The sequence below is a fragment of the Rossellomorea aquimaris genome (genome assembly GCF_020172085.1).
Lineage (GTDB): Bacteria > Bacillota > Bacilli > Bacillales > Bacillaceae_B > Rossellomorea > Rossellomorea aquimaris_E.
Window position 1 is genome coordinate 431,733 of record NZ_JAIVAT010000007.1, and the last position, 17,738, is coordinate 449,470.

Annotated in this window: 22 protein-coding genes and 1 pseudogene; 19 read left to right on the plus strand and 4 right to left on the minus strand. The window is 43.7% G+C overall.

Annotated elements, in window-relative coordinates; genetic code table 11:
* The first annotated feature begins 3 nt into the window (after nt 1–3).
* Both LCL96_RS14750 and LCL96_RS14755 read left to right on the plus strand, forming a co-directional pair.
* Nucleotides 4–297 (plus strand): hypothetical protein, encoded by a 294-nt coding sequence (locus LCL96_RS14750; protein WP_224942244.1) that lies wholly within the window; start codon nt 4–6, stop codon nt 295–297.
* A 21-nt stretch (nt 298–318) separates the two neighbouring features.
* The gene (locus tag LCL96_RS14755) at nt 319–912 is read left to right on the plus strand and encodes a non-canonical purine NTP pyrophosphatase (protein WP_224942246.1); all 594 of its coding nucleotides are present in this window, start codon (nt 319–321) and stop codon (nt 910–912) included.
* A 295-nt stretch (nt 913–1,207) separates the two neighbouring features.
* Here LCL96_RS14755 and LCL96_RS14760 read toward each other — a convergent pair whose 3' ends face one another.
* Entirely contained in the window at nt 1,208–2,176 is a 969-nt protein-coding gene (locus tag LCL96_RS14760; protein WP_224942248.1) for a nuclease-related domain-containing protein, read from the minus strand.
* Nucleotides 2,177–2,562: 386 nt separating this feature from the next.
* On the opposite strand from LCL96_RS14760, the gene LCL96_RS14765 reads away from it, so the two are divergent.
* The 5 genes from LCL96_RS14765 (at nt 2,563) to LCL96_RS14785 (ending at nt 5,515) form a co-directional block, all read left to right on the plus strand.
* Nucleotides 2,563–2,760 (plus strand): hypothetical protein, encoded by a 198-nt coding sequence (locus LCL96_RS14765; RefSeq protein WP_224942250.1) that lies wholly within the window; start codon nt 2,563–2,565, stop codon nt 2,758–2,760.
* Nucleotides 2,757–3,059, plus strand: coding sequence for a hypothetical protein (locus tag LCL96_RS14770; RefSeq protein ID WP_224942252.1), 303 nt, complete (start codon nt 2,757–2,759; stop codon nt 3,057–3,059). The genes LCL96_RS14765 and LCL96_RS14770 overlap by 4 nt, the downstream gene beginning before the upstream one ends.
* Nucleotides 3,056–3,349, plus strand: a complete 294-nt coding sequence (locus LCL96_RS14775; RefSeq protein WP_224942254.1) for an RNA polymerase alpha subunit C-terminal domain-containing protein — start codon at nt 3,056–3,058, stop codon at nt 3,347–3,349. The genes LCL96_RS14770 and LCL96_RS14775 overlap by 4 nt, the downstream gene beginning before the upstream one ends.
* A gap of 133 nt (nt 3,350–3,482) precedes the next feature.
* Complete coding sequence (locus LCL96_RS14780) at nt 3,483–4,310, plus strand: hypothetical protein (RefSeq protein ID WP_224942256.1); 828 nt, start codon at nt 3,483–3,485, stop codon at nt 4,308–4,310.
* 41 nt (nt 4,311–4,351) lie between these two features.
* Nucleotides 4,352–5,515, plus strand: coding sequence for a hypothetical protein (locus LCL96_RS14785; RefSeq protein WP_224942258.1), 1,164 nt, complete (start codon nt 4,352–4,354; stop codon nt 5,513–5,515).
* Between the two features lie 60 nt (nt 5,516–5,575).
* Here the strand turns inward: LCL96_RS14785 and LCL96_RS14790 are convergent, their stop codons facing one another.
* The gene (locus LCL96_RS14790; RefSeq protein ID WP_224942259.1) at nt 5,576–6,343 is read right to left on the minus strand and encodes a class I SAM-dependent methyltransferase; all 768 of its coding nucleotides are present in this window, start codon (nt 6,341–6,343) and stop codon (nt 5,576–5,578) included.
* A gap of 591 nt (nt 6,344–6,934) precedes the next feature.
* On the opposite strand from LCL96_RS14790, the gene LCL96_RS14795 reads away from it, so the two are divergent.
* The 4 genes from LCL96_RS14795 to LCL96_RS14810 all read left to right on the plus strand — a co-directional run bounded on the left by LCL96_RS14795 (nt 6,935) and on the right by LCL96_RS14810 (nt 10,119).
* The gene (locus tag LCL96_RS14795) at nt 6,935–8,020 is read left to right on the plus strand and encodes a CotH kinase family protein (RefSeq protein ID WP_224942261.1); all 1,086 of its coding nucleotides are present in this window, start codon (nt 6,935–6,937) and stop codon (nt 8,018–8,020) included.
* 110 nt (nt 8,021–8,130) lie between these two features.
* Nucleotides 8,131–9,024 carry a cidABC operon transcriptional activator CidR gene (gene cidR, locus LCL96_RS14800; protein WP_224942263.1) on the plus strand — a complete coding sequence of 298 codons (894 nt, stop codon included), beginning with the start codon at nt 8,131–8,133 and terminating at the stop codon, nt 9,022–9,024.
* 187 nt (nt 9,025–9,211) lie between these two features.
* The gene (locus tag LCL96_RS14805) at nt 9,212–9,748 is read left to right on the plus strand and encodes an acyl-CoA thioesterase (protein WP_224942265.1); all 537 of its coding nucleotides are present in this window, start codon (nt 9,212–9,214) and stop codon (nt 9,746–9,748) included.
* A complete protein-coding gene (locus tag LCL96_RS14810; RefSeq protein WP_224942266.1) occupies nt 9,745–10,119 on the plus strand; it encodes a hypothetical protein in 375 nt (124 codons plus the stop codon). Before LCL96_RS14805 ends, LCL96_RS14810 begins: the two co-directional genes overlap by 4 nt.
* A gap of 226 nt (nt 10,120–10,345) precedes the next feature.
* Here the strand turns inward: LCL96_RS14810 and LCL96_RS14815 are convergent, their stop codons facing one another.
* Nucleotides 10,346–11,716 carry a PLP-dependent aminotransferase family protein gene (locus LCL96_RS14815; protein ID WP_224942267.1) on the minus strand — a complete coding sequence of 457 codons (1,371 nt, stop codon included), beginning with the start codon at nt 11,714–11,716 and terminating at the stop codon, nt 10,346–10,348.
* A 143-nt stretch (nt 11,717–11,859) separates the two neighbouring features.
* Between LCL96_RS14815 and blaOXA the strand changes: the two genes are divergently transcribed.
* The 5 genes from blaOXA (at nt 11,860) to LCL96_RS14840 (ending at nt 14,380) form a co-directional block, all read left to right on the plus strand.
* Entirely contained in the window at nt 11,860–12,642 is a 783-nt protein-coding gene (blaOXA, locus tag LCL96_RS14820) for a class D beta-lactamase (RefSeq protein WP_224942268.1), read from the plus strand.
* Nucleotides 12,643–13,025: 383 nt separating this feature from the next.
* The gene (locus tag LCL96_RS14825) at nt 13,026–13,238 is read left to right on the plus strand and encodes a hypothetical protein (RefSeq protein ID WP_224942269.1); all 213 of its coding nucleotides are present in this window, start codon (nt 13,026–13,028) and stop codon (nt 13,236–13,238) included.
* Between the two features lie 230 nt (nt 13,239–13,468).
* A complete protein-coding gene (locus LCL96_RS14830; RefSeq protein ID WP_224942270.1) occupies nt 13,469–13,909 on the plus strand; it encodes a GNAT family N-acetyltransferase in 441 nt (146 codons plus the stop codon).
* On the plus strand, nt 13,906–14,166 hold the full coding sequence (locus LCL96_RS14835; RefSeq protein WP_224942271.1) for a hypothetical protein: 261 nt from the start codon (nt 13,906–13,908) through the stop codon (nt 14,164–14,166). The genes LCL96_RS14830 and LCL96_RS14835 overlap by 4 nt, the downstream gene beginning before the upstream one ends.
* 25 nt (nt 14,167–14,191) lie before the next feature.
* Entirely contained in the window at nt 14,192–14,380 is a 189-nt protein-coding gene (locus tag LCL96_RS14840) for a hypothetical protein (RefSeq protein WP_224942272.1), read from the plus strand.
* Nucleotides 14,381–14,510: 130 nt separating this feature from the next.
* Here the strand turns inward: LCL96_RS14840 and LCL96_RS14845 are convergent, their stop codons facing one another.
* Nucleotides 14,511–15,704, minus strand: a complete 1,194-nt coding sequence (locus LCL96_RS14845) for an MFS transporter (RefSeq protein ID WP_224942274.1) — start codon at nt 15,702–15,704, stop codon at nt 14,511–14,513.
* A gap of 203 nt (nt 15,705–15,907) precedes the next feature.
* Between LCL96_RS14845 and LCL96_RS14850 the strand changes: the two are divergent.
* From LCL96_RS14850 to LCL96_RS14860, 3 genes and pseudogenes are all read left to right on the plus strand, one after another.
* Nucleotides 15,908–16,102: pseudogene (locus LCL96_RS14850) on the plus strand (KGG domain-containing protein); the annotation flags it as partial.
* 211 nt (nt 16,103–16,313) lie between these two features.
* Nucleotides 16,314–16,691 (plus strand): hypothetical protein, encoded by a 378-nt coding sequence (locus LCL96_RS14855; protein ID WP_224942276.1) that lies wholly within the window; start codon nt 16,314–16,316, stop codon nt 16,689–16,691.
* Nucleotides 16,692–16,769: 78 nt separating this feature from the next.
* Nucleotides 16,770–17,663, plus strand: a complete 894-nt coding sequence (locus tag LCL96_RS14860) for a DUF6843 domain-containing protein (protein ID WP_224942277.1) — start codon at nt 16,770–16,772, stop codon at nt 17,661–17,663.
* Nucleotides 17,664–17,738: the final 75 nt, after the last annotated feature.

The window sequence follows — 17,738 nt, forward strand, 5'->3', positions numbered from 1 at the left end:
CCAATGTCAAAAGATAACTTGAACCTTATTATCATCTTAGGTGTTTTATCAGCGATAGCGGGTTTTATTATGCTTTTCTTTTGTGTGTATTTTGGAACTGCTAAGGCTGATGCTTGGTTGTTCAATCGTGGTGGTGCGGACCCTGAATATTACAACGTTATAGTAAAGGGATATATCAATACCTTTTTAGTTGGTGGCAGCATTTTATCCGTGATAGGTGTGCTAGCTATCGTCTTGGGGTATCATCAGCTTCAGTATAAAAAAAGCAGTGACTCACATTTGGATGAAAGTTCTTAGAAGGATCGGGAGGAAGTAACGTTGATAGAAGTACATGAGAAAACGATGAAAGAAATCATTTTCGTCACAACGAATAAAGGAAAAGTTGCTTCTGCACAGAAGGAGTTAACCAACATAAAGGTTTTGCCGATTGAAGCTGAACTAAGTGAACCGAGAAGCGATGATATTAAAGAAATCGCGAAGCAAAAGGTGTTACAGGCATATTCAATTGTGAATCGACCCTGCATCGCTTTGGATTCCGGATTTTTTATAGAGTCGCTAAACGGTTTTCCAAGAGCATACGTCAACCACATGCTGGATACAATCGGCATCGAGGGGATATTAAAGCTGATGCATGGTGTGGAGAACAGAGTTTGTGAATTCAGATCTTGCCTAGCTTATTATGACGGTGAGGAATTGAGATTCTTTGAGAGTAAATCCCCCGGAGTCGTCGCAGAGAAAATAAGAGGTTCAGAGAATGAGAATAGCTGGTCAGATCTTTGGTATATCTTTATCCCGAGGCACTTTTGTAAGACGATGGCTGAATTTGATGAAGGAGACTTTTTGGAGTATAACCGGGTGAAGGAGACGTCGGGGATGAGGAAGTTTGGGGAGTGGTATTCAAATTTAAGATAGGGGGATAGGGATGATTATTGCTTTGTTGATAGTGGCTACTCTTCTTTTGATAGCCGGTTTACTAACACCTATCAGTTCAGTTATGACTTTATTGATGTCTTCAATTCTGTTTGTGGTCGCATTGGTACTCTCTCTTAAGAAAAAGGGATAGATTCAATGTTGGATTGTAGCGATAATTTTTGTAAGGGGGTGCCTTGAATTTAGGGGCACCCTATTTTGTTTGTATTATGATTGTTTTTACATGTAGGAAAAAGATTCTCAATATATGAATGGAAATGAAAACTTCCTGAGTAGACTAAGATCCTTTAGTATAGAACACTCCCTTTTTGGTTCCTATCTTAGTGAGATTGAGTGATTGAAGAATATTTGACGCCGTTTTACGAGAAGGAAGGAGGAGGAAGTCTCTTAATTCCTGATTGGTGATCGATTGCTTGATTAAGAGAAAATAATCTTCAATGGCCTGCACATGAGCCGTTTTAGAGAAGTGGTTACAGTGTTCGCAATGCCACACGCCGGTCATTCTGGTCATGACATGGGTACATTGTTCGCAGAGAACTCCACGTTTAATGTTTGATGGTTGTAATTGATAGGTAGCTAGTATTGAGGAGTTTGGTTCTTGGTGTTGATTCAATAAAAGTCTTTTAGTCTTCTTCAGATCAATGACTTGGTTGTCATCCCGGATATATTTCGTATTTAGTTTGCTTATTTCACTGACAAGGCTTTGGGAATGGATGATTTTATCATGAGGGGGAAGGAGCTTGTGGCCAGACGCCATTTTCAGAATAGTAGAGGGATTGCTGAATACGACTAGGTATTCAATAGGGGGACAGGGTAGTTTGTTGTTGTAAAACCATCTTTGAAGAAATAGTTTCTTGCGGTTTGCCTGTGTAATGGGATCGGGAAATCCCGTTTCAATTCCTTTGTAAGACTTAGTGAATTGATTGAATTCCGGGTCTATGGTCAGGGTGCCGGAGATGTTTTTTACTTCGATAGGAAGTGAGTAGAATGAAGTAATAAGAAGGGAGTCTATTTGAAAGAAATCCGGTTTCATGGGGAGTCGTAAATCACTGAAGATCATATATTTCTTGTCGGTCAGAAACCTAAGATGGTAATCCACAGCTTTTTCACCATTATAACCTGCTTTTCGTTTCTTGAGGTCTTGTTCAATGTCTGGCCGTTTTGAATGGTTTATGGGAACCAGCCTTTTTAATAGAGCCTCGGTTTGGAGAAGTCTTTGAGGGGGTTGTCTTTCTTTTATAATCAAAAAATCACTCCTTTGATGAGGTATTCATAGGTATAGTTCGCCATAAGGAGAGCATCTCCTGCTTTTTTTGAGAATGTATGTCGGTTTTTAGACCAAAACGTAAAGAGCTTACCAAGGCTGTACATAGATATGAGCCGGTTTTGCCCACTTATGAGCTGGATTTAAAATTTATGAGCCGGATTTTCAAAATATGAGCCAGAATCCAGATTAATAATCCGTTATTTACTTTTATGAGCTCTTTGTCGAAAATTCTTTAATAATGAATACAGTAAACTCATCTAAAGGTCTATGCTGCTTCTCTATTCTACAAACGTAACAATTTTATTACTGAGAAACGATTGAAGAGGATAGAAAATTTTGGAATAATAAAGATGAGGAGGAGTACTATGAAAATCAATGCCTATCTCATCCGTTTATCATTCTCCATCATGCTGATCTTCGGCGGGGCGCTTGCGATTTTTTACATAAAAACAGGAGATATTCTTGTGTACAATCTGATCGCGACTTGTGTTGGGATGGTTCTCCTTTTGGCTTCATGGATGTGGAGGACCAAGAAGAAATTAAAAGAGGGGGAAATGATATGATTGGTTGGCTCAATGTAGGAAGCTTGTTGCTTGGAATTCTTGCCTGGACCCTTCCGGTAGTGACGCTTGTGACGTATAGAAAAAATCACCTCACCCTTGCCGTCATGAGCATGTGCGCATGTGCACTGTCTTTGTCTTTCCAGATTTTCTATCACTATCATTTGGTCAAAGTTGGGGACTGGTCGGCAATAATGGATGTATCTGGATCCGTGGCGTTCGCTTCAGCGATCCTGATCATCGTAACGATTCTGTTAAATACCATGACAATGATCCGTCATAAGAAAGAAGTGATATCATGACTTCGAAAGAAAACGTAAGGATTTGCGATAAAGGGCATACCTATGTAAAAAAGAGCGACTGCCCGACCTGCCCTGTCTGTGAAAAAGAACGGAAACCTGAGACCGGGTTTCTATCGGTCCTCTCAAGTCCAGCGAGAAGGGCATTGGAGAATAACGGGATCACGACGTTGGAAGAGTTGGCTGCCTACAGTAAGAAAGAGATTCTTGCTTTTCACGGGATGGGGCCTTCTTCTATTCCTAAGCTTCGGAAGGCACTTGGCGAGAAGGGCTTGGCGTTTAAAGAAGAATAATATGAACTTATATAAAACTTTACGAAAACCGATTTTCATCCCTGAAAATCGGTTTTTTTCGTGAGAGAAGGTGGTACTACCGACAAAAATAAACAGAAAATGTCGAATAGTGTCTATGAAAGGGGGTGAAATCATGCACATCAGATCAATCCTCTTCATGAGTATTTTGATAGGAGCAGCGGCAATCCAGCCGATTCATACATATGCACAAGATCACAGGGAAAACGACCATAGATCAGAGAAAGCCGCTATACATACGGATGCAGAGGATAAGGGGAAGAAAAACGTTCCTGAGAAACAAGACAAAGAAGAAAGCCATGTGAAGACACCCGGTCCACCTCAGGTTTTGCCAGAAAAGGCTCAGGTACCTCAAAAAGGTAAGCAGACGGAAAAGGCTGTGCCTCCTGTTGTCCACCAAAAGGCTAATGCTCAGGAAAAACGGTCTGTGAAGGCTGCTGCAATAGTCAAAGAGTCAATAGATGCAAAGGAAGTAAGAGGAGAGGCGGACACCATCAGGCAAACTGTGCCTAAAGAAATTTCCAAACCTCTCAATGCGGAAAAACGAGAGGTAAAACAATCGGATGAGAAGCTTTCATATGCCGTTTCAAAGGCGGTCGTGAAAGAAGTAGAATCTCCTCCAGTAAAAAAGAAAACCTCAATTCGAACCTCTGTTCAGAAGCCGATTCCAGAACCGGATAACCACTCCCCATCCAAGAAGCAGCTAGTCGATATAGAAGTGATTCACACCTCTACACACCGGAACCAGCCTTCTGGAGGGAAGACTCAAGACCTTCCCGGTACGGGAACAAGTGCGACAAGCTTCATTGCAGTCGGATTCCTTTGGGAAACAGGGTTGTATCTTGGCAACATTTATCATGCTTCTGACGTTCAATACTGGTATCAGTGGATGAATGCCCCGCCTTCGCCACCGCCGGAAAAAGCTCCTTTTCTTACCGTTTAATACGAATTTAAATAACGATATAGAAGAGGAGAAAAACGAACATGAAAACAACAAACAAATGGATGAAATCAATGGTTGTTACGACTGCATTATCATTTGGACTTATGTCTGGAGGCACGTTCGCTCAGGCAGCTGGAATGGATAAAGAAAAAGGGGAAAACGTGAAGGCTGAACAAGCCGTCCATTCAAAGCTTGAACATGAAAGAGAAAAAGAAACTCATGTAAAACCTGAGGCTCCTGAACAGTCGAAAGCAGAAGAAAATCAACATCAGGCAGAGAAGCAACAGGAAGAGCCTAAAAGACAAGCTGAAGAAAAGGCCAACTCTGCTAAACCTGACGTGAAGCCTAACACAGAAAAAAAAGCTGAAAAACCACAAAAAGCTAAAAACAAAAGAGTGAACTCACAGGCAAGCGAGCATGCAAGTGAAACAGCTGTCCAGCATGCAAACGAGAACTCAGCGGTTTTATCTTCAGCTCCGACAGAAGAAACACCTGAACAGCCGGAAGTGCCGGGAGAAGAATCCGAAGTAGTGACAGAATCCAATGAAGCTGAGGCAGCTGCGGACTATGCATACGGAGCGGACTCTGCTTCAACCGCAAACCCTGAAGGGCAGGATTTTTATATCGGGAAGTTAGGGTATGGAAGCAAGGTGCAGTTTGACATGACGACTGGCGGCGGCATTTTCTTCAACAGTGATAGAGCAGAGGAAGCTACGTACCTTTACGGATACTGGTTCCTTTCAGGTATGCAAATCGCACCTGACGGCATCTCTCCGATTGAATGGGGAGAAAATCAGGCGGCACTTGCTCTCGAAACCTATGAAGCAATGAAAAGTGTCTATGGCACGAAAGTCAGACCTGTCATCTTCATTGATGTTGAACCGGCTTATACGGGCATGAATAGCTATGATTATGCGAACAATCAATTGATTTACAGTGCATTCATTGATTATCTTGAAAAGTATGGGGGAGGCGTTAAACCTGGTACATACTCTTCTCCATGGAGCTGGGAAGTGTCGATGGGAGAATACACTCCCAACACGCCTGGTGCTTACTGGGTTGCATACTACCCGATGGAAGTGCCGACAGACCTGACAATGGACAACTCGGAATGGCTTGAATTCCCGGGAACGGACGAGCGGGCGGAAATTTGGCAGTACTTCGGGGGAGAAAACGACTATAATGTCGCTTGGATGCTTCCTTAATATCGTAGGATAACAAAGTCCCATAAAGAAATCCCGGAGCGTGTGTGTTCCGGGATTTTTTTACTTTCTTCCACTTATGATCATTCCATGACCTAGAACTTTTTTATTTAATAGAATACTTGGCATAGGAATAGACTCTGCCAGAGTATAGGATTCGATGTCAGAAACACCATCTTTCATCAAGGAAGCGATAAGCTCGTTTACATCCCCGAAGGCTTTCTCATCTTGAAATAAATCCATGAAGACGAATTCGCCACCGGGCTTTAAGCACCTAAGCGCCTCTTTGATGACCGCGGTCTTATCAGTGGAATCCTTTACTTCATGAAAAGTCAGGCAGCTGACCACAACATCAAATGCACCGTCTTGAAAAGGAAGTTTAGAAGCACTAGCTTTCAAGAAATGGATGCGATACGATACTCCTTCAATCTCAGCGTTTTGCTCGCATTGAGCTTTCGAATATTCCCAGTTCTCTCCCCAGTAGTCGATTCCAGTTAATGTGGAGATCGGAAACGCCTTGGCAAGTTTAATGATCAGTGAACCGCTCCCTGTACCGATATCAAGGATTTTTCCTTCCCCACCATCCACTTTGGACACAATCAAATCATGAATCCTCGATTGATAGTTTCCTCCGAATGCCGCAAATTGATAGATAGAATAAGAGAGAATAAAGGCGATATAAAGAAACGGCAGCGAAAGCACTCCGGATGAGATGCGTAGATATACCGGTATGGGAAATAAAGTGCCCAGGAGAAGTAGGAGTGAAAGTCCTAAGAAAATAAGTAGTTTGTTCATTCGAATCCACGTTTGATAGTTTGGTTTCGTATTCATTTGATTCCCTTCCTTAAGAGCTATAGTAAGTTTGTTTTTATTATAAAGGAATAAGTGGTTATCAGGTACTTGAAATAGTTTAGGAAAGTAATGAAGTTCAGAGGCTCAGAGCATGAATCATATGCTCTGAGCTGTTTTTATTTTGAAAGGAAATGAATTTTTATGAAATAGGGGCTATAAGTACAAACATTTTGCAAAATTGCGATCTGAATTTGAGTAATAAATAAAAATCAGGACAAGAGACGTGTCAACAAGGACAAATACCAAATATAATATTCTATCTTGAATTAAAGGAGGAGAAGATATGCCACCAAGAAAGCCGAAAAAACACTCGAAAAGTTCTACGGGATCATCTAGTTCTACTGGTTCTAGAAGATCTACTGGATCAAGCAGTTCACGCAGTTCAAGCAGTTCACGCAGTTCAAGTAGTTCAAGCAGTTCAAGTAGTTCAAGCAGTTCACGCGGAAGAAGAAACTGCTAACAGAGGAACCAAGGGGGCAAAAAAGTAGAAGATACGTTCTTGTTTCTTCTACTTTTTGTTTCGAGATTTCATTAGAGGACTGATATTACGATGAAAGGAGCATCATGGACATGACTATGTCCCTCCCGTTATATGAATTACTATTTGAGAAAAATGATTTAAGGGAGCTTCAAAGCGATGTGTGGAATGATCTGCCGGTACCTGCTCATATCAAAATTGATCAAGAAACCTATGATATCGATATTTGTTACAGAGGGTCCTACACAAGGGAATTAGAAAAGAAATCTTATTATGTAGAGTTTGTGAATCCGAGGACATATGATGGCAAACTAGATATCCACTTGAATGCGGAATTGTATGATCCTTCGCACTTCCGGAACAAGCTCTCCCTGGATTTCATGAGGGATATTGGCATCCACACTCCAGAAAGCCAGCATATTTTCCTTATTCAGAACGGTAAGCCACTGGGCCTCTACCTCCAACTTGAATCCGTTGACCAAATTTACTTAGGAAGTCGTAATCTCCCATTGGGTCCAATTTATTACGCGACCAATAATAATGCGAATTTCTCCTTGAAAAGAAAAGGAAAAAAGAAAAAATCTTTAGTCTCTGGTTATCAAAGAAAATATGGAAATGAGCAAGAGGATGAATACCTCATCGACCTTGTAAAGACAATCAATACCACACCTAGCTCTTCCCTCTCAGATGTCCTTCCCAACCTTCTAGACGTTGAAAATTACTTAAAATGGCTCGCAGGAGCTGTTTGTACGATGAATAACGATGGCTTCACTCATAACTACGCGTTGTATCGCAATCCAGAAAACGGACTGTTTAGCATCATCCCCTGGGATTATGATGCTACATTCGGGAGAAAAGTCAGCGGCGGAGTCATGAATTACGATTACGTACCCTTAACGGGAAAAGAAAAAAATAAACTAACCACTCGGCTTATGAAGGTTCCTGAATTCAGAAAGCAATATAAAGAGTTATTAGAAGAAATCCTTGAAACGAAATTTACCGTGAAGTACTTAAAAGAGAACATTATGGCGTTACATGCCAACCTGCGGCCATATGTACTGGATGATCCTCATATTAAGCAAGATATCCGGCAGTTTGACCGGGAGCCTTCGTTTATTTTTGAGTTCATTAAAGCCAGGCGTGCTTTTCTTAAAAAGGAATTAAAGATGTTGGATTAGTTATCGTTTCAAATGAATGCAAACAATAGGAGAGCTTGCTAGGCTTTCCTTTTTTATTTGGAGGGTATGATAAGATGATGTCATATGATTCAACATAAGAAGGTGAGCAAATGGACATCAGACACTTAAAATACTTCATAGAGGTGACTCGTTTTAAGAGTTTCACCCGCGCGGCGGATCACTTGTTTGTGACGCAGCCGACGATTAGTAAGATGATCCGGAATCTGGAGGATGAGCTTGGCGTTGAGCTGTTTGACCGTTCCAGGAAGCAGCTCGTGCTGACGGATGCAGGCCGGGCTATTTTGAAGCAAGCCCAGACGATCGATAAAGCATTCGAGAATGTCCAGCATGAGCTGGATGACCTGATCGGCCTTCAGCGGGGGCATATCCGAATTGGACTCCCGCCTATCATGGACGCAGGTCAGTTCATCAAGGTGCTCGGGGAATTCCATGCGCTCTATCCCGGCATCACGTTCCAGCTGATTGAGAACGGGACGAAACGGATTGAAGAGGATATCCTCGCTGATCAACTGGATGTCGGTGTCGGTGTGCTGCCTGCTGCTGAGGAAGATTTCCATTACTTTTCGTTCATGAAAGAGGAACTGCGGCTCGTGGTGCCGAGAACCCACCGATTGGCGGGAAGAAAGCAAGTCAAATTGATGGAGCTTGAGGACGAACAGCTCATTCTATTTAACAAAGATTTTGCCTTGAATGACCGGATCCGGGAGGCATGCAAGAAAGCCGGCTTTATCCCGAAAGTAGTATCCGAAAGCTCGCAGTGGGACTTCATCGGGAAGATGATCGAGGCGGAACTTGGGATTTCGATCCTGCCTTTCAGCGTGTACGAGCAGTTGAAAGAAGATCTGATCGCGATTCGCGTCGTGAAACCCGTCATCGAGTGGGACCTCGCCATCATTTGGAGGAAAAATCAATACTTATCCTATGCCACGAAAGAGTGGCTGACTTTTACCCAGGAACGATTAATGGGGAGCATTTCCGACTGAGGAATGCTCTTTTTTTTGCCTCGATTTAGGGGAAATGGGGATTGATACCATTCAGTTGTAAGCCGTTGCATAGACAGCATCTATGGTGATGATGAGGAACATTCATTTCACTTATCGGAATCAGGGGCGTACACTTTGGGTATCAAACGTTTGAAATACCATTTACACACAGAAAGGACTTGTTTTCATGCCTCAAACCAAGCATCCGAAAGAAAGTCTGGTCGTCAGTACCGATCAGGTTATGATCAATGATTTAAACAACTATAACACCCTATTCGGGGGCGTTTTGATGAAGAAGCTTGATAACAACGCGACGTTATCCGCCAGACGCCATGCACGGGTTAAGGAGTGCGTGACGGCATCAACCGATTCCATTGACTTCCTGTATCCGATTCACCAATCCGATTCCGTATGCGTCGAATCTTTCGTCTCTTACGTCGGAAATAAATCAATGGAAATCTTTTGCAAGGTGATCGCAGAAGACATGATCACAGGGGAAAGACGAATGGCGGCAACGGCCTTCCTTACTTTCGTGGCTCTGGATGAAAATAAAATACCTGTTAAAGTTCCGGAAATCGTACCGGAAACGGAAGAAGAGAAATTCTTGTTCGAATCAGGAAAAGAACGGGCGGAAAGAAGAAGAATCCGCCGCAAACAAAGTAAAATCCTGAATGGCATCATCGGACTAGAAAAACCTTGGAATATGGGAGGGGAAGCATCATGACCACAATGGTAGCGGGAATGAACGAACTCCACGAAGCGAAAAAAGACGTGGAAGCACTGAAACAGGATTACCCGGAGCTGAATGAACAGCTTGTTCACGTCACTAGCCTGACACGTCAACTGCAGCTGAAGTACGGATATATGGGGTCATTACTCCGTGACAAAGAGCTGCCGGATTACGAACCACAGTTTGTACGGGACTCGATTCTCTCACTCTATCAGGAAGAAGTGCAGAAATTAAAAGAACACCCGAATATTGTACAATTGAAAGCGATTATGAAAAAACACAGACAAATCAGCGACTCGAAATTATTCTTATTGATCCTTGGTGCGAAGCCGGAATTGTTGCAGGGGTCGACGATCATAAAGTAATGGAGAGTAAAGCCGGAAGAGGGGAGTCTTCCGGCTTTTGATTATGGCCGTTGTTAGTAAGTGGCACAAGTTTCATGAAAGTGGCACGAGTTTGCCGTAAACTGGCACAAGTTAGGTTGAAAGTGGCACGAGTTTACCCGATAGTGGCACAAGTTCGGGGCTGACTTGGCTAAGGTTAGATATATATGACGCCGTTCAAGTCCCACCACAGTCTAAATATGACCGATTACCTCCAAACCACCCCTTTTTTTCGCTCAATCATCATTTCTTGGATAGTCTCTGCCATAAGCGCAACCCCTTCTCCAATCATGCCATCCTCGACATGGGATACACTGAGCCGAAGCTCGTCTCGTCTCATGAAATTCTCAAGATACATGGATTCGGTACTCTGCACCAATACATGTTTCTCCTTTAAGCGTTGGATCAGCCCGTCGGTTCTCAACGGAGGTGGCAGTCTGACGGTTGAGTAGAATCCGGATGCAGGACAGGTATACATCGTCCCCTCGGGCATGAAAGTTTGATACGCCTCACGAAGCACCTCCCCCTTTTTTCTGTACAGCGTCCGGATCTTTTCAATATGGGCAGCAAACATCCCGTTTTTTAGATAGATTTCCAAAGCTCCCTGTGTGATGACCGGCGTGTGGACGTCAGCGGCAAACTTCGCCCTTGTGAATTCTTCAATTAATTCGTGGGGCAGGACAGCAAGCCCGAGACGCAGACCGGGGAGAAGGGTTTTGGAAAAGCTCTTCGTATAAATGACCCTTCCATTCGGTTGTAAGGCAAACATGGGATCCTGCTTTAAATCAGGATCCAGGTCTCCCATATAATCATCCTCCACGATGTAAACATCATAGCGTTCAGCGAGCTCGACGATTTTCCTTTTTTCTTCATTGGTATAGCTATGCCCAGTGGGATTATGAAACCGTGAGACTACGTAGAAGAATTTGATGTCCCCTTTTTTAAAAATGGTCTCGAGCTCCTGGAGGAAAGGTCCGTCCCTCCCGATATCGATTCCTGTGCTGGGCTGGTGCTTTAATGATTCTATGAAACTTGGATGAGCAGGCTGCTCGGTCAAGATGGTCCGTTTCCCATTCGGGAATGCGAGGCGGATCAACAGGTGGAGGGCCTGCTGTGATCCTGTTGTCACCGCGATTCGTTCCGGTGTCGTGAACACCTGGAGGTCACGCAGGTGCCGGGCGAGTTCTTCACGGAGGGAGAATAGCCCGAGAAGTTCGGAGTAGGTGAACATATCCTCTTTGTACCGGTCTATGGCCTGATTCATGCAGTGCTTATAATCCAGGTAGGGCATGGCATGCTTATCGGGACCGGCAGATAAGAAGTCATAGACGGGTCCTTCACAACCGCGTTGTTTTTTATATGGAAAATCTTCTACCAGATAATAGCCGCTTTTTCTAACCGCATAGATCTTATGGCTGAACTCCAATTCTTTATATGCTTTGATTACGGTATTCAAGCTGCAGGAGAACGTATCGGCAAGGGATCTGATCGACGGCAGGCGGCTTCCGGGCTTGAGTTCTCCAGACTCGGCCAGCTCCTCGATGTGATGGATGATTTCTTCAAATTTGGCACGGGACATCTTGTTTTCCTCCCATCTGTATGGGTACAGTCTGTGAAAAACGGCATTGGGACGTTCCTTTTCTGTCAGTATACTAGAAATCGAGAACGGGGGGCATGGACGATTGGCCTGTCATTCTAGTAAACCAAAAGGAGTGGAACCCAATGAAACGAATCGCTGCACTAGTTATGAGTTTGGTCCTGATTGTGATGGGAGGAACGTATGCAGACGCCAAGACCTCTATCCAGACGGACATCACCGACATGCTGAACGGGAAAGACGCGACAATCATCATCCGGAACCTGAAAACGGACAAGGAATTCATATACAACAAGGAGAGGAGCGAACGGAGATATACCCCGGAATCCACGTATAAAGTGCCACATGCCCTGATTGGATTATCCACGGGAGCCGTAAGAGATGAATATGAGGTAAAGAGATGGGACGGAACAGTGAGGGAGTTTCCGGACTGGAATCGGGATCACACCCTTGCATCGGGCATGAGATACTCGGTAATTTGGTACTATCAGTCTATGGCCCGTGATATCGGAGAAGAGCGGATGCAGGAAAATCTGAAGTTGTTGAATTACGGGAATGAAGACCTTTCAGGAGGAATCGACTCCTTCTGGCTCGACAGCAGTTTGAAAATATCGGCGCGTGAACAGACCGACTTTTTCGAAGGGCTGGTTGAAGAAACTCTCCCCTATGACAAGCAGAAGATGAGAACGGTGAAGCGCATCATGATTAATGGGGGGGAGGATGGCTACACGTTGCATGGCAAGACCGGGACACGTTTATCTGACTTCGGCCTCGGCTGGTATACGGGGTATGTGGAAACCGATAAAGGAGACTGGGTATTTGCCGTTAACCTGGACGGAAGCGGGACAGAAGCGAAGAATGTGACGGTGGCTGTGTTGGAGAAATTAAAAATCATTCCAAAAGAGTAAAAGGGAAAGAGCTTACCTGTGTGGGTGAGCTCTTTATTGTGTGAACTGGAAAGAATTCTTGAATAAATATATCTTAAGCGTTAAAGGGGTAATCAGTCCCCAGCAGTCCTATATGTTCCACTCTGGTTAACATATTATCCTGTATCAAGGCCAAAAAATCACTTTTTAAGCTTCAATCATTATCGTAAAAAAAGATTGAGAAAGATTTCAATATTTGAAATAATTAGGAAAAACAGAAGAAGGGGATGAGAAAGACATGGTCTATCTTGTAAACGGCATCTTCGACATCCTGAGTGGGGTCGGCATCGTCTTTTTAATTTTGATCTCCTTTTTGATTTTTACGGTTTTAAGAAAGGGAAAATAGGGTTCTGGAGGAGCATTATATGAAATTGAAAAAGAATTGGCTTATGATTTTTCAAATGATTGGTGTGGCAGGTTGTGTATTAGGGATTTTCCAATTTAAACTCGGATTCTTCATTGCTTTTCTCTGTACGGGTCTTTTTTTTATGCTGGATCATGCAAAGAACGTGAAAAGTCTTGGCATGGTAACCGGGATTATCGCTTTTTGCTATTCTTTTTACTCCCTGACGCTTTAGGCCATGATGAAACGATTGGTGGAAAGGCTCATATATCTTGTCTTCACGCTGTTTATCTTCATCGTGTTATGGAAGGGAATGGCATTTTTATGGGAGGAGTTCGTGCCGTGGAACTTTAAAACCGATATGACGATGTTGTTTATTGTGACGCCTATTCTTATGGGGTTGTCCTTTATCTTATCAAGTCTTGCTTTTCAATACACAAAAGACTCATGAGGAGAGATGCATGGATGAACGCAGACATTATTCCCTTTAGCCGGCAGTATGCTGAAGAAACCGTAGCCATGTGGCGGGAAAGTAAAGAACGGGCCATTGGCCAAAAGGAAATACATAGCGTGGACAGTCACATTTATTTTTTAACTCATATCCTGCCGGAGGAATGTGAAATCCATTTGGCTCTGCTCGATGGAAAAGTAGTCGGGATCGTCGCATATAATGATACGGAAATCAATCAGCTTTACATTCACTGTCATTATCAAGGATTGGGGATCGGGCAGATGTTACTGGATCAAGCGAAAGCGAAGTCCAGCGGGCGTTTGACTCTTTACACTTTTGAAGTAAACCTAAACGCACAGAGGTTTTATGAAAAGAACGGATTTGCGGTGGTCGGCAGGGGGCATGAGAATGAAGAAAATCTGCCGGATATTCAATATGAATGGAGGGCGAAATGAGAAAATATTTAGGTCTCCTATCCATATTCATTTTATTGGTCACGTTCTTGATCTTACAATCCCTCGTAGGAAAACAGATCGGACATCTATGGGTGTGGATCATCGCAATAGGGTTTGCCGGTGCAGCCTTTGCATCTTGGTATAGTGCACCTGGTTTTTGGAGGAAGGCATCGGCCGTGATTCTGGTGGTGCTTCCAGTTGGGTTCATCCTTTTTATTGTGTTGTTTATGGTTGCGTTGATGGGGAGCGGATTCTAAAGTGACCATCATGAAGGAGGGACACATGATGAGGCATACAAATGAAAAGCGTAAGCGGATTCAAAGGTTATATCGAAAACGAAAACAGGAGGGTTCTTCCAACAAAACCTGGAACCTGATCCTGATTCTGTGTCTCATCCCGGTCTTGATCCTCCTTGTAACGAGCGCTCTGTTCGATCTGGGGGTTCATTTGCCGGAGTTTTTTGGAAGATAGGGTGTGTCGAGATGAAACAATTATGGGTTGGGTTAACATGCTTAGTGGTCAGTGCGATTTTATATGGTGGAATACGGATGCCGGAGTGAAAGGGTGAATGAGAGAAGAGGACTTCTTGGGAAGTCCTCTTTTATATTGTTCCCGGGAGCTTTCTTCTCCCGAGCCTCATGGATATCCCAATGGAAATTAGGGAGAGGAGCACGATCATCCACACGACACCCGGCCAGTTCCATTGATGATAGAAGCTTCCGCTGACGGTACCGCCGATACTTGAGCCTGCGTAGTAGGCGGATAAATAAAGTGCCGAAGCCTGTGCTTTGTCGTGGACGGCGAGGCGTCCGACCCAGCTGCTTGCAATCGAGTGGCCGGCGAAAAAACCGTACGTGAAGACGGAAATCCCGATAATTTTTATCAAAAGGTTTGGATGCAAGGTTGTCACGACGCCTGCTAGCATGATAACCAGGGATAAAGGCAGGATTCTCTTTTTTCCATACTGATCCGCCAGCATCCCCATCCAGGTCGAGCTGAACGTGCCGACGATATAGACGATGAAGATGAAACCGACGACGGTTTGGCTGAGAGAGTAGGGCGGTGCAATCAGCTCGAATCCGATGTAATTGTAGAGGGAGACGAATCCGCCCATCAACAGAAATCCGATTGTGAAGAGAAACGCGAGCCCAGGTACCTTGAACTGACTGAACAGGGAACCTGCCAATGATTTCAGTTTGAAGGTCTGGGGTTTGAAATGCTTTGATGTGGGAAGCAGGGCCATGAAAATAATGCTCGAAAGCAGGCTGATGATCCCCACTCCCATCAGTGCGACGTGCCAGCTGAAATAATCGGTGAGGACACCGCTGATGATTCGTCCCGACATTCCGCCGATGGAGTTTCCGCTGATGTATAGTCCCATCGCCATCCCGAGACTCTTCGCTTCAATTTCCTCTCCTAAATATGCCATAGCAACAGCTGGTAGTCCTGCAAGCGTGATCCCCTGTAGAATGCGTCCGGCTACAAGCGTGTGAAACCCCGTGGCGAATCCCGTACAGATGGCAAGGATCGAAGACGCTAGTAAAGAGAAGGTCATCACGGATTTCCGTCCGTACACATCCGATAGCGATCCCGCAATTAATAAACTGATGGCGAGGGCGATGGTGGTGGAAGACTGGCTAAGACTAGAAGTTGCAGGTGAAACATCGAACTCACGAGCAATTTCCGGAAGCAGAGGCTGCGTCCCCCACAGGATGGCAAAAGTGCTGAACCCGCCAGCAAACAACGCGAGATTGGCATTCTTAAAGGTTGATGTTCCCCGCTTGATGTATTCCATATAGCAAGTCCCCTTTAATCGATTCTTGTACCCCCATCATACACCTCCCCGGAAAGCACTTCTATTCAGTTGCTTGTTGAGTGTAAATTAAATTACAAAAATGTTAAAAGAACCCAAATCTGTTTATTTTTAAAATCACGAGGTATATAACCAATGTACAATCGTACAACACCATTTTACTAAACTTAAGGAGGATTTTATTTATGTCTAACAGTAACAATAACGGAAACAAAATGAGTTACGAAGAAGCTGGCCGCAAAGGCGGAGAACAAACAGCGAAAAATCACGACAAAGAATTCTACCAAGAGATCGGTGAAAAAGGTGGAGAAGCAACTTCAGAGAATCATAACAAGAAATTCTATCAGGAAATCGGGGCAAAAGGCGGACAATCCAGTAATTCAGGCGGATCGAATAACTCAAACAATTAAATCTAGCAGCCGGATCGTTTCGGGAATAAATGTAGACCTGTCAGGGATTGATGACAGGTCTTTTGTTTGTTTTTATATATCATTTCAAAAAAAAACGCTTGGAAATAATCTCTATTAAGTGTAAAATTACACTAATGAACTGTGCGTCAAACGTACAAATGGATTGGAATGGGGGAGTCCAATGAAGAAGATTCTATTTTCCTTTATGTGTGTACTGCTTATGAATCTATGTATATTTGTTTTCACTGACATCCTTAGCAATACTTTGTCGTGGAAAACGATCCTTATTGCTGCTGTTGGATCAGTGCTGCTGAATGGGCTTTTCGTTTCGATCTGGTATCATCAAGGAAATTTTTATAAAAGGGGACTGTACCCGATGGTATTTTATCAGGTCTTCTTTCTGCTCGTGATCGGAATCGTGGTCATCGCATCCTCCGATAAACAGTATATAGTGGATGCCTGGGATGGACTGTCTCCTTATGCGATGTTAGTGCTTGTTTCAATGATTCATGGATTAGTGCTGTTGGTGATGGTGAAGTGGAATAGGAAATTCGTGTAATTTTAATTGAGGATAATCACAATATATGGTAAAGTTATAATGTGAAAATGTTCACAATCTCATTGGGAGGTTGCTTCCATGAATAAAATCAAACCGGCACTTTACACGAGTCTGATTCTCTCTACATTCATGATGATCATAAGTATTACGGACGGCGGGCTCTGGATTTTTCCAATTGTCCTGATCTATTCCCTGGCAGGAAACATGGCATATGGTATTCCCGTATCTCTTCTTTCTGATTGCTTGACGAAAAGGATGTCGAAGGGGCGGATGTTGGCTGCTGGCTTTATCCACGCGTTCTTTGGGGGCGTTACATATTTTGTCATCGACGGGTTTGCCTGGTTTGGGGTCATCTGTGCGGTGATCTTTTTCTTCATTGATGAATGGTTGAAAAGGAAGGATTCGTCGGGGGTTGATCGTGACAACAAGCGATTTTATCTGCAATTATTGAGTGTTATTTTCTTATTGGCAGTCGTGATTGTGGCTGTGAATTGGATACCTGGTATGGATAGGGAAGAGGGAATCAAGTCTCAGTATCTGATCCCCGAAGGTTTTGAGGGGACGGTTGTCATCCTCTATGGGATAGAGAATCGTCCTGCCCTTGAAGAGGTGGGAGATTTCTCCGTGGTCCCTGTAGAAATCGAGAGTTTACCCACGCTCATGCGTACGGATATTGAACGGTACGGGCTTTATCAAACATCTACTCAGAACCAAATTCTTCAAATCAGTCAAAATCAATATTACTATGTGGATGAAGAAGGAAATCGAACGCTTCTTGAAGATGACTGCATATACCATAGCGGGGGTGGAGCAGTGACTAGTTCCGATGGAGAAGAGAGAGTATTTGATGAATTCCAGGTGACGAATTCTGCATGTGGTGAAGAATTTTCCTCACACGGGTATGAAAGATACTCTGCACAGGGACGAGAAATCGGTAAATACTTAGATGAGAATGGAAGCTTGACTGAATAAGTCAGGCTTCTTTTTTATGGGGATTGAGATTGAGAGTGTGATTTGAAATAATTGGTAGTAACGAAGTTTAGGAGG